The 12,233-nt window shown below is 46.1% G+C and carries 10 protein-coding genes, 2 tRNA genes and 1 rRNA gene (1 of these 13 cut by a window edge); 1 reads left to right on the forward strand and 12 read right to left on the reverse strand.

From position 1 onward, the window contains the following. The 10 genes from ANCC_RS15335 to ANCC_RS15380 all read right to left on the reverse strand — a co-directional run. Window positions 1–448, reverse strand: a 16S ribosomal RNA gene (locus ANCC_RS15335); it reaches 1,086 nt to the left of the window's first position. Between the two features lie 321 nt (window positions 449–769). Further along, window positions 770–858: transfer RNA gene (locus tag ANCC_RS15340), tRNA-Ser, on the reverse strand. A 49-nt stretch (window positions 859–907) separates the two neighbouring features. Continuing rightward, window positions 908–993 (reverse strand) — tRNA-Ser (locus ANCC_RS15345). A gap of 211 nt (window positions 994–1,204) precedes the next feature. Beyond that, entirely contained in the window at window positions 1,205–1,996 is a 792-nt protein-coding gene (gene ispD / locus ANCC_RS15350; RefSeq protein WP_006565409.1) for a 2-C-methyl-D-erythritol 4-phosphate cytidylyltransferase, read from the reverse strand. Window positions 1,997–2,012: 16 nt separating this feature from the next. After that, on the reverse strand, window positions 2,013–3,035 hold the full coding sequence (tsaD, locus tag ANCC_RS15355) for a tRNA (adenosine(37)-N6)-threonylcarbamoyltransferase complex transferase subunit TsaD (RefSeq protein WP_006565408.1): 1,023 nt from the start codon (window positions 3,033–3,035) through the stop codon (window positions 2,013–2,015). Between the two features lie 10 nt (window positions 3,036–3,045). After that, complete coding sequence (locus ANCC_RS15360; protein ID WP_156340730.1) at window positions 3,046–3,957, reverse strand: ribonuclease Z; 912 nt, start codon at window positions 3,955–3,957, stop codon at window positions 3,046–3,048. Window positions 3,958–3,971: 14 nt separating this feature from the next. Then, window positions 3,972–4,676 carry a ribosomal protein S18-alanine N-acetyltransferase gene (rimI, locus tag ANCC_RS15365; protein WP_022260983.1) on the reverse strand — a complete coding sequence of 235 codons (705 nt, stop codon included), beginning with the start codon at window positions 4,674–4,676 and terminating at the stop codon, window positions 3,972–3,974. Next, entirely contained in the window at window positions 4,657–5,385 is a 729-nt protein-coding gene (gene tsaB, locus ANCC_RS15370; RefSeq protein WP_006568583.1) for a tRNA (adenosine(37)-N6)-threonylcarbamoyltransferase complex dimerization subunit type 1 TsaB, read from the reverse strand. Before tsaB ends, rimI begins: the two co-directional genes overlap by 20 nt. Further along, complete coding sequence (gene tsaE / locus ANCC_RS15375) at window positions 5,386–5,808, reverse strand: tRNA (adenosine(37)-N6)-threonylcarbamoyltransferase complex ATPase subunit type 1 TsaE (protein WP_009289895.1); 423 nt, start codon at window positions 5,806–5,808, stop codon at window positions 5,386–5,388. A 1-nt stretch (window position 5,809) separates the two neighbouring features. Continuing rightward, window positions 5,810–6,319: a YcxB family protein gene (locus ANCC_RS15380; RefSeq protein ID WP_006568581.1), complete on the reverse strand. Its 510-nt coding sequence runs from the start codon at window positions 6,317–6,319 to the stop codon at window positions 5,810–5,812. A gap of 157 nt (window positions 6,320–6,476) precedes the next feature. On the opposite strand from ANCC_RS15380, the gene ANCC_RS15385 reads away from it, so the two are divergent. Beyond that, the gene (locus ANCC_RS15385; RefSeq protein ID WP_006568580.1) at window positions 6,477–7,019 is read left to right on the forward strand and encodes a stage V sporulation T C-terminal domain-containing protein; all 543 of its coding nucleotides are present in this window, start codon (window positions 6,477–6,479) and stop codon (window positions 7,017–7,019) included. Window positions 7,020–7,078: 59 nt separating this feature from the next. On the opposite strand, the gene uvrA is transcribed toward ANCC_RS15385, so the two are convergent. Both uvrA and uvrB read right to left on the reverse strand, forming a co-directional pair. Continuing rightward, the gene (uvrA, locus tag ANCC_RS15390) at window positions 7,079–9,904 is read right to left on the reverse strand and encodes an excinuclease ABC subunit UvrA (RefSeq protein ID WP_006568579.1); all 2,826 of its coding nucleotides are present in this window, start codon (window positions 9,902–9,904) and stop codon (window positions 7,079–7,081) included. A gap of 9 nt (window positions 9,905–9,913) precedes the next feature. Next, complete coding sequence (gene uvrB, locus ANCC_RS15395; RefSeq protein ID WP_009289898.1) at window positions 9,914–11,899, reverse strand: excinuclease ABC subunit UvrB; 1,986 nt, start codon at window positions 11,897–11,899, stop codon at window positions 9,914–9,916. Window positions 11,900–12,233: the final 334 nt, after the last annotated feature.

Here is a 12,233-nt window from a genome sequence, read left to right on the forward strand (position 1 = left end):
TTTACATACCGAAATACTTCTTCACTCACGCGGCGTCGCTGCATCAGGGTTTCCCCCATTGTGCAATATTCCCCACTGCTGCCTCCCGTAGGAGTTTGGGCCGTGTCTCAGTCCCAATGTGGCCGTTCACTCTCTCAAGCCGGCTACTGATCGTCGCCTTGGTGAGCCGTTACCTCACCAACCAGCTAATCAGACGCGGGACCATCCTATACTGCCAGGGCTTTTCACACTGAATCATGCGATTCTGTGCGCTTATGCGGTATTAGCAGCCGTTTCCAGCTGTTATCCCCCTGTATAGGGCAGGTTCCCCACGCGTTACTCACCCGTCCGCCACTCAGTCATATAGGAAATCCATCCGAAAACTTCAATCCTAAATGCTTCGTTCGACTTGCATGTGTTAAGCACGCCGCCAGCGTTCATCCTGAGCCAGGATCAAACTCTCATGTTCAATCTTAGATCTAAAAAGCGCTAGCTTTTTTATCCTTGTTTTACTGTGTCCTTTATATAAAGAACGCTCGTGTATCTTTTTCAAAAGATACTGAAAATCTCTTAGAATTTTCAAGGTTGTCTTATTGTTTAGTTGTCAATGTTCGCGTTTGTAGTATTGTGTGCATAAAAAATGAAGTGTATCGCGTGAAGAATTCATTCTTCTAAGCGTATACGATTTACCTTTTTATATAAGCGGCTCTGCCGCGACCGAGGAAGTGAAACTTCCGAAGTGCACACTGCACTCAAACTTATCTTTCAGAACCTCTTGTCAAAGTTCCAACGGAGAAGGAGGGATTTGAACCCTCGCGCCGCTATTAACGACCTACTCACTTTCCAGGCGAGCCCCTTCAGCCACTTGGGTACTTCTCCAAGCGTCCCTAAGTACTTTGCTGTCAGCTAATGCTGATCTTCAAAGTAACGGAGAGGGTGGGATTCGAACCCACGCGCCCTTGCGGACAAACGGTTTTCAAGACCGCCTCGTTATGACCACTTCGATACCTCTCCAGGTACTTGTTTTGTTTGTTTTTTGAGCGCCTCTCTCGGTGACGCTTGTATATAATACCAAACGCTCCTACACTTGTCAACAAGTTTTTTGAAAAAAGTTTATTTTTTTGGTATCTGACGGACTCATGCCGCAATCAGGCAGATTTTCGTCTGTCACTGCACATGAAATGTATCTGATTATTTTTAAAATACTTAGAATAAAATCTGTAAACTATTTTTTCTTTTTTGTAAAAAACCGCTTCTGCAGTATCTTCATCTGCAGATAAATAATCTTATCATGGACATTGTGCAGGAACCGGAACAGTTTTCTGGCCTTCACAAGGCTTCCTGCGATTCTCACATCCTCGGGAGTTGTCACCTTAATATTGTCATAACTTCCTTCAATAAGCTTCACTTTAACTCTCTGATCTCCATAATTTTCAAGTACCATACCGTCATCGGTTGCCGTAGTATCTCCGCTGTCCATCAACTTCTGATAGGCATCATAGATCAGATTAAAATCAAAACACTGAGGAGTCTGGACCTGCCAGAGCTTTCTTCTTGGAGGTGTCGAAACAGCATAAGTGTCATTGTCTACAACCTTGATTGTATCTTTTGAAGGCATACCGACCACACAAGCTTTATGCCTGCGCACATTGATAATACATTTCCGTATAATATCGGCATTCAGCATCGGCCTCGCTCCGTCGTGAATCAAGACATAGTCTGCCTCTCCAATGCTTCTCAGCCCGAGATAGACAGACTCGTACCGCTCCCGGCCGCCGGCTACGATTCTGCTCACCTTTTCAAACTGATATTTGTCTACAATATATTTCTGACAGTAGTCAATCTCATCCTCTCCGGTTACTAAGATGACTTCATCCACCGGACTGTGTTCAAAAGCTTTCAGGGCGTAGTAGATCAGAGGTCTCGACTTAATGATCATATACTGTTTGGGAATCCCGCTCCCCATGCGTTTCCCTTCTCCCGCGCCAAGTACTATGGCTACGATTTTCTCCTTCATGGCATCTCCTAATTGTTTATCTCTGGCCGATCTTCAACCCCGGAACCGCATTCAGATCCCAGCCGCTTCTGGCTCCGTTCATATATTCATAATACCCTGCAGCTCCGATCATTGCCGCGTTATCTGTACATAATATGGGTGATGGATGATAAAATGCAATTCCTGCTTCCCGGCATCTGGTCTGAATTTTCTCCCTGAAAGCTCCGTTGGAAGCCACTCCCCCGGCAATCGCAAGTTTCCGGTAGCCGAGATTCTTTGCCGCTTCAACGCCGTGAGTACTGAGCACATCCACAACAGCTTCCTGAAAAGAAGCCGCCACATCTGCCCGGTTTACTTCTTCCCCCTTCATCTCACACTTATTCAGATAATTCAGAACAGAGGACTTCAGTCCGCTGAAACTGAAATCATTCGGCGCATCGTCCACTTTTGCCCTTGGAAACTTAATCGCTTCTTTATTGCCTTCTCTTGCCAGAGCTTCGATCTTTGGACCTCCAGGATAGCCGAGACCGATGGACCTGGCCACCTTGTCAAAGGCCTCTCCCGCAGCATCGTCCCTAGTACGCCCGATGATTTCATAGACACCGTAATCTTTTACATCCACCAGATGTGTATGTCCGCCGGATACAACAAGACATAAAAACGGAGGTTCCAGCTCGTGGTGTTCTATATAATTGGCACAAATATGCCCTTCAATATGATGCACCCCTACCAGGGGCTTGTTTTTAGCAAAAGCGATTGCCTTTGCCTCCGCTACACCCACGAGCAAAGCTCCAACGAGTCCTGGTCCATAGGTAACTGCTACCGCATCAATAGAATCCAAAGTCTCACCCGCCTCATTCAGCGCCTCTCTGATCACATAGTTGATCTTTTCGATATGTTTTCTCGATGCGATCTCCGGTACGACTCCGCCGTACAGCTTATGTAGTTCTATCTGTGATGAAATAATATTGGATTTGACACTTCTCCCATTTTCCACTACTGCGGCGGCAGTCTCATCGCAGGAAGATTCAATTGCCAGTATTTTAATATTTTTATCCATTGTCCGCTCCCTATTCCTCACAAAAATCCAAAGTAACCGTTTTTCCGTCCTTTCCGGCCTTGGATCTCGGAAAGATTTCTCTGACCTTTCCCATAAATTCCTCTGGTCTTACCAAAGACGGGCTGTAATGGGTCAGCCAGAGCTGACCCACATCTGCCTGTTTCGCAAGCCTTGCAGCTTCATAAAATGTCATATGTTTATACTCTTTTGCCTTTTTCTCTTTGCCTTCTTCCCCATACATGCCCTCACAGATGAACAGATCTGCACCACGGGCATTTTCTGCTATGAAAGGGACAGGTCTTGTGTCCGTACAATAAGTCAGTTTAATCCCTTTTCTTGATTCACCGAGGATCATATCACTGGTTAAGATACGTCCGTCGGCTTCTATCGTCTCGCCTTTCTGAAGACGGCTCCAGTACTTCATCGGGATGTCGTTCAGCCTTGCCTTTTCCGGATCGAATTTTCCGGCTCTCGGTATGATCATATTATATCCATAGCACATAATGTTATGCTGTACCCGGAACGCCTCGATCTGATATCCGTCCATAGGAATCACCTGTTGTTTGCCGGATAATTCCAAAAATTCGATCTCAAACGGGAGATCCGGAGCAATGACCCTTAAGGACTGTACGACCCGCTCCACACCTTTCGGCCCAATGATCAATAACGGTTCCGTCCGCTCGGCATTTCCAAGTGTCAGCAAAAGACCCGGAAGTCCGCTGATATGGTCTGCGTGAAAATGCGTAAAACAGATGGCATCCAGAGGCTTCACACTCCACCCCCGTTCTTTGATCGCCACCTGTGTTCCTTCGCCGCAGTCAATCAGCACGTCATGGCCATTGAACCTGGTCATGCACGCCGTCAGTTTCCGATATGGAAGAGGCATCATGCCCCCGGTACCTAATAAACATACATCTAACATTTTACATCCTTTTTCTAAGTCAAGACTTCTTTCTTTTCTTTCACAGAAACCGGTATTTTAAATTTTTTTACCAGTTCATCATAACAATGTTCGCAAAGATAAAATTCATGGCATTCCAGATCTTTGCCTGAAAAATATCCCCACTCCTTCTCACCTTTAAAAAAATCTTCCTTCTCTTTGATTGTTCGACCACATAAGTTGCACTTCATCTCATTCTCCTCCTTATGGGTCTCATTATAAGAAGGTTTTTCTTCCGATACTACTGGTAATGACTGGGCCGGAACGTCCCAGCGCATTAAAACAGCGTCTTCCATCGGATTCCGGTAATATTTGGGTCGCCGGCCCTGAACGATAAATCCCTGCTTTTTATACATGCGGATCGCCGGCTTGTTGGATTCTCTCACTTCCAGATATACAGCGGAGACAAATCTTTTTGCAAGCTCCTCCTGCAGAACGCGGACCAGCCGTGCTCCAATGCCGAAATTCCGTATAAAAGGCAGAACACCAACTCTGAGCAGTTCTCCCTCATCTGCCGCCAGGCGGCCTATGACATAACCGCTGACGCGTTTCATGTCACGCCATACATATATAAAATAATCCTTTTGTCTGAAGGCGTCCTCGATCGTGCGGAGAGACCACGGATCTGAAAAACACTGCTTTTCCAGCTCTGCAATCATCGCAAGATCCTTTTCTCTTACCTCAAATATTGGTTTCTTCATGTTTCAGCCGTTCTTCTCTTTCCCTTTCAGCCTGGGACTTTCGTAAATATTCAGGCTCAAAATCATCTGCCGTGACAAACTTTCCCTGTTGGTAATAGATACCGGCCAGTGCCCCCACTGCACCGGCTCTCTGCCGCCCCGCAAATTCAGGAGCAAAAAAAGCCTTTTCACCCAACTGTTCTGAGATCGTTTCCCTATGGACAGGCACCCCATCCCCCAGGAAAATTACCGTATCCTCAAAATCCGCCAGCTGATCCAGCTGATCCAGCGTATCCTGCATGCTCTGGGCACATTGTTCTTTTATTACTTTAAACTGTCCGCGCTCAAAACGGTAAAATCCGGTATAAACCTGATTCCTTCTTGCATCCATGATGGGACAGATGATTCCCTGCGCTCCGTACAGCTGAAAAGCCAGGCCGTCCACGGACGGGACCGGAATAACCGGCTTGTCCAGAGCCAGGCCGAGCCCTTTTACTGTGGCTGCCCCGATCCGAAGCCCGGTAAAAGAGCCCGGCCCCATGGCTGCTGCAACAGCATCCAGTTCCGTCAGCTCAAATCCCACCTGTTTTCTCATCACATCCAGCATGGGAAGCAGCGTCTGTGAATGGGTAAGTTTATCATTGACCGTATACTCTGCAACCATTACACCGTCCACAAGATAAGCAGCCGATGCCACAAGCCCTGAACTATCCAACGCTAAAATCTTCATCTATATCTCCTCAATCTTAATTTCCCGGTAATCAAATCCCCGTTCCAGGTTTTTGGAAATCGTAATCTTCGTATAATGTTCAGGCAGGATCTCCTCAATCAAGTTGGCCCACTCAATCAGAGAAACTCCCTGCCCGTAAATGTAATCTTCATATCCAATTTCGTCCATCTCCTCCACATCCCCAATGCGGTAGACATCGAAATGGTAAAAAGGCAGACGTCCTTCTTCATACTCCTGCACGATCGTAAAAGTAGGACTCTGCACAGGTTCCTCTACTCCAAGACCCTTTGCAAATCCCTGGGTAAAGACTGTCTTGCCGACTCCTAAATCTCCGCAGAGACAGTACACATCTCCAGGTCCGGCCTTTTCTCCCAGCAGGAAGCCTGTACGAAATGTATCCTCATAACTGAAGCTTTCTGTCATACTAAGACCTCTTTGCATACTTTGGAAGCTTTGTACTGGCCGGTACATGCTGATAAATATAATTCATGATCTCATCTTTCTGTTCTCCGAGTGCTGCATCAGGATAGATAAATGCACTTTGTTTTCCTGTATATAAAATATACATTCCTCTGCTGTGTCTGATCTTGAAGATCTGATTCCAGGGAATGATGCCCGTTTGATCTCCCATTACCACATGAATTCCGTCTTCCTGAAGATCATATTCCGTTTCGTTTTGATACATTGGATTCCCTGCTGCCTGTTTCTTTGCCTTCATATACAAAATAAGCGGTGTGACGATCGTGAAAAGTGCGATCATTAATACTCCAAGCATTGCATAATACATTCCGCCTCCGGCTGCTGTGCCGCGGAATACCATCATAATCCCGACTAAAACGCAGATAACTGTAAAAATCCCTGACTGTCCATTATATGCATGGGTCATAGAGAACTGATACAGATCTTTTGCAGTTAATCTAATTTTAAAATTCATCTCTTACTCCTTTATCTTTTATCATTGAATTTATGCTTTTCATCTCGCTCTAGTTTTTAATTATATCATAGTAAAAAGAGTTTTGGTATATTTTTTCTCCCGATGCAAACAATATCCACATGGGAAAATATATGTTTGTGAGAGGAGACGTAAACACATGAGAGCAACAGGAATAGTACGACGTATTGATGACTTGGGAAGGATCGTAATTCCGAAAGAAATCCGCAAGACAATGCATATCAGAGAAAGTGATCCTTTGGAGATATTTACGGAACACGACGGAAGCATTATTCTAAAAAAATATTCTCCGATCGGGGAAATGGGGCAGATAGCAAAACAGTACGCTGAGTCCATAGCTGCAACCCTTCCTCATACAATCTGTATCTGTGATCAGGATTCCGTCATCGCCGCCGCAGGTCCGAACGGAAAAAAACTGTCCGGAAAACTCCTGCATGAGCAGGCAGAACAGATCATCATTGACCGCGGACAGTTCAGCGCAGCCAAGGGAGATCAGAATTTTGTTCCGATCATCTCCGATTTTCCTGATGAATTTACAAATCAGGCTGTGGCTACGATTATTGCCGAAGGAGATGCTATCGGACTGGTCTGTATTCTTTCCAATGAAAACAAAATGAATGAACAGGACCTGACCATCGCAAAAATAGGTGCATCTTTCCTCGGTAAGCAAATGGAAGATTAGCTGCATCGAAACCGACGTACAAAAACTGCCGGCATGCTCACCGCATGTCCGGCAGTTTATTATTTATCCAGATATTTTTTCAGGTATTTTCCGGTATAAGACTGTTCTGCTTTACATATCTCCTCAGGAGTACCCTGGGCTACAACAGTTCCTCCCTTATTTCCGCCTTCCGGCCCTATGTCGATAATATAATCCGCAGTCTTTATGACTTCCAGATTGTGCTCGATGACAATGACGGTATTGCCGCCTTCCGTCAGCTTGCTCAAAATATCCACCAGCTTATGGACATCTGCAAAATGAAGTCCTGTAGTAGGTTCATCCAGAATATAGATTGTCTTTCCTGTACTCCGTTTGCTCAGTTCCGTAGCCAGTTTGATTCTCTGGGCTTCTCCCCCGGAAAGCTGGGTGGAAGGCTGCCCCAGACGGATATAGGAAAGACCCACATCTCTCAGCGTCTCCATCTTCCGGCTGATGCTCGGAATATTTGAAAAGAATTCACAGGCTTCCTCAACCGTCATATTCAGGACATCATAAATGCTCTTTCCTTTGTAGAGAACTTCCAGTGTTTCTCTGTTGTACCTCTTTCCCTGACACACTTCACAGGGAACATACACATCCGGAAGGAAATGCATCTCGATCTTAATGATCCCGTCCCCGGCGCATGCCTCACATCTTCCGCCCTTTTTATTAAAGCTGAACCTACCTTTATTGTATCCGCGGCTTCTTGCGTCCTTTGTCATGGCAAACAAATCTCTGATCTGATCAAATACACCCGTGTAAGTCGCAGGATTTGATCTCGGTGTCCGTCCGATCGGAGACTGGTCAATATCGATGATCTTATCCAGCTGGTCAAAGCCTTCGATGTCTGTGTGTTTTCCCGCCTTGATTTTTGCACGGTTCAGCTCTTTCGCCAGTCTCTTATAAACAATCTGATTAATCAGAGAACTCTTCCCGGAACCGGATACACCGGTCACACAGGTAAAGATTCCCAGAGGGATATCCACATCGATATTTTTGAGGTTATTCTCTCTGGCACCAATTACCTTCATCCAGCCGGAAGGCTCTCTGCGCTCCTCCGGAACCGGTATTTTAATCCTTCCGCTAAGATATGCACCGGTGATGGATTTTTTATTCTTCATGATCTGCTGGGCGGTTCCCTGGGCTACAATCTCACCGCCGTACTCTCCGGCTCCGGGTCCAACGTCCACAATATGATCCGCTGCCAGCATCGTATCCTCATCGTGTTCCACGACCAGCAGGGTATTTCCCAGATCTTTTAAATTTTTCAGGGTATTGATGAGTTTGTCATTGTCTCTCTGATGCAGACCGATGCTTGGTTCGTCCAAAATATATGCCACACCCACAAGACCCGATCCGATCTGGGTTGCAAGGCGTATTCTCTGGGCTTCTCCCCCGGAAAGTGTTCCGGTTGCCCTGGAAAGTGTCAGGTATTCAAGCCCCACATTGTTGAGGAACCCTACTCTGGCCTTAATTTCCTTTAAAATCTGGCTTCCAATAAACTGCTGCCGGTCTGTCAGTTCCATCTCGTCCAAAAAGACAGAAATTTCTCCCACAGACATGTCACACATTTCCGCAATATTTTTTCCTGCCACAGTCACAGCCAGTGACTCTGCCTTCAGTCTCTGTCCGTGACACTCCTCACATGGGGTGACCGTCATGTAATTTTCGTACTCTGCCTTCATAGATTCAGAGGATTCCCGGTATCTTCGGCCTACATTCCTGATCAGACCTTCAAAGGATACATCATAAACACCCTGTCCCCTCTGGCCTGTATAATGAACCTTCACTTCTTTTCCATTTGTTCCGTAAAGAATCACGTCTCTGATCTTTTTCGGATAGTCTTTAAAAGGTGTGTTTAGGTCAAATTTATATTCTTTTGCAAGAGCATCGAGGATCGCCCGGGTATAACTTTTCTTGTCTGTACAGGACTGCCAGCCCATCACCTGAATCGCACCTTCCGCAATGCTCAGTTTTGGGTCAGGAATCATAAGATCCACATCAAATTCCATCTTATATCCGAGACCGTGACATACCGGGCAGGCTCCGAACGGATTGTTAAAAGAAAAGCTTCTCGGCTCAATCTCGTCAATGCTGATATCACAGTCAGGACAGGAAAAACTCTGGCTGAAATTCATCGGTTCTCCTCCAATAATATCCACAGTCATTAATCCGTCCGCCAGGTCCAGCGTTGTCTCAATAGAATCCGTCAGTCTCTTTTCAATCCCCGGGCGCACTGCCAGCCGGTCCACAACGATCTCAATGCTGTGCTTTTTATTTTTGTCCAGTGTGATCTCTTCCTCCAGATCATAAATGTTTCCATCAACCCTGACACGGACATACCCGCTTCTCTTGGCATTTGAGAAAATCTTTTCGTGCCTTCCCTTCCTTCCGCGGACGATCGGCGCCAGAAGCTGAAACTTTGTTCCCTCTTTAAGTTCCATGATCCGGTCTGCCATCTGGTCTACGGTCTGTCTGCTGATCGGTTTCCCACACTTAGGGCAGTGCGGAATCCCGATCCTGGCGTACAGCAGACGGAAATAATCATAAATTTCCGTCACTGTGCCCACTGTGGACCTGGGATTTCGGTTGGTAGATTTCTGGTCGATGGAAATAGCGGGCGACAGACCTTCAATACTGTCTACATCCGGCTTTTCCATCTGTCCGAGAAACTGTCTTGCATAGGAGGACAGAGACTCCATATATCTCCTCTGCCCTTCCGCATAAATTGTATCGAATGCCAGGGAGGATTTCCCGGAACCGCTCAGTCCTGTGAGAACAACGAACTCGTTCCTGGGTATTTGTAAATCCACATTTTTTAAATTATGTTCTTTCGCTCCTCTGATCCGGATAACATCCTTCTTCATAGTATCTCCTTACTTATCATAATCTCTGTAAGCAATTTTATATTCTTTCAGCTCATCCCGCAGCGCTGCGGCCTCCTCAAAGTTCAGCTCTGCCGCCGCCCTGTTCATCTTCTTGGTGAGCCGTTCAATATTTTCCTTCAGTTCTTTCTTGTTCATAGACTCGATATCTTTTTCATTGGACTGCTCTGCTTCTTCCTCATCGGAAATCTTGATCAGATCACGTATATCCTTCTGAATCGTCTGCGGTGTAATACCGTGCTCTTTATTGTACTGATCCTGGATCGCCCGTCTGCGGTTTGTCTCACTGATGGCGGCTTCCATGGAATCCGTCATATTGTCGGCGTACATGATAACATGTCCTTCACTGTTTCGCGCCGCACGGCCCACTGTCTGCACCAGAGAAGTCTCTGATCTTAAAAAGCCTTCTTTATCTGCATCCAAGATCGCGACGAGTGTGATCTCCGGAATATCCAGTCCCTCTCTCAGCAGATTGATGCCGACAAGCACATCAAACACGTCCATCCTCAAATCCCTGACGATCTCTGTACGCTCAAGAGTATCAATATCAGAATGCAGATATTTAACACGGATTCCAACCTCCCTCATGTAATCGGTCAGCTCCTCCGCCATCCGCTTTGTGAGAGTGGTAACCAGAACTTTATGTCCCTGTTCCGTCTCTTTATGCACTTCAGATAAAAGGTCGTCAATCTGTCCTTTTACCGGACGCACATCGATCGGCGGATCTAAAAGTCCGGTCGGGCGGATGATCTGTTCTGCCCTGAGAAGTTCATGCTCTGCTTCATACTTGCTCGGCGTTGCGGAAACAAACATCATCTGATCGATCTTGCTCTCAAATTCGCTGAATTCCAGCGGTCGGTTATCCTTCGCGGACGGCAGACGGAATCCGAAATCCACCAGGGTAGACTTTCTGGACTGATCTCCGGAATACATTCCGCCGATCTGCGGCACTGTGATATGGGACTCGTCCACGATCACGAGAAAATCATCCCCAAAGAAATCGATCAGCGTGCTTGGCGGTTCCCCTGGTTTACCCCCGGTCAGATGCCTGGAATAATTCTCGATGCCGGAACAGAACCCGGTCTCCCTCAGCATCTCTATATCAAAATTCGTTCGTTCCGCAATCCTCTGTGCCTCGATCAGCTGGTCATTTTCCTGAAAATATTTCACCCTCTCGGCCAGCTCCTGTTTGATATTGACGATGGCCTGCTCAATCTGTTCCTGAGGCACTACGTAGTGGGATGCAGGAAATATGGCGAGAAAGTTAATGCTTCTCTTGACCTCTCCCGTGAGAACATCAAATTCCACGATCCTGTCGATCTCGTCTCCAAAAAACTCTACCCGGACAGCCTCCTCAAATGTAGAGACCGGAAGAATCTCCAGAACATCACCTTTCACCCGGAAGGTTCCCCTTTTAAAATCCAGTTCGTTTCGGACGTACTGAATATTGATCAGTTCATCGATCACCTGATCCCTGTCCTTCTCCATACCGGGTCTTAAGGAAATCATCATCTCAGAGTAATTTTCCTTGCTTCCTATCCCGTAGATACAGGAAACACTGGATACTACGATCACATCCTTCCTCTCTATGAGAGCGGCTGTGGCGCTGTGTCTCAGTTTATCAATCTCATCGTTGACGGAAGAGTCTTTTTCAATATAGGTATCTGTGGAAGGCACATAGGCCTCCGGCTGATAATAATCATAGTAACTCACAAAATATTCCACCGCATTATGTGGAAAAAATGCTTTAAATTCACTGTAGAGCTGTGCTGCCAGAGTCTTGTTATGGGCAATGATCAGTGTAGGTTTATTTAATTCCTGAATGACATTTGCCATTGTAAACGTTTTTCCTGAACCTGTAACCCCTAACAGCGTTTCAAACTGATTCCCCTGCTTAAATCCGGAAACCAGCTGTCTGATCGCTTCCGGCTGATCCCCGGTAGGCTCAAATTCAGATACCAATTCAAAATGATCCATAAATATACACCTCCGTATATTGAAAAAAGGGATAGAAATTCCCATAATTATGATTCCCATTCACTGAAATATCATACCCACAGGGCACACTGCACTTTATACCCTTAGGGTAGGCGCGCTTAGAAATGCGCTCCTCCAATAGCGGTAAATAACTTTCGAAAAGTGGCACCTTTGACTTCTAAGCAGCCTGCTCCAGCAGATAATATGTCCATTTTCCACATGATTGGAGTGAGGCATTCTAAGAGCCGAACGGAAATCATGTGGAAAATGTCATACTCTGTGTATCAGACTTGATTATATCAGACCCCACGAAAAAAGTACAGAACAAATTCGA

This window comes from Anaerostipes caccae L1-92, from assembly GCF_014467075.1.
Lineage (GTDB): Bacteria > Bacillota > Clostridia > Lachnospirales > Lachnospiraceae > Anaerostipes > Anaerostipes caccae.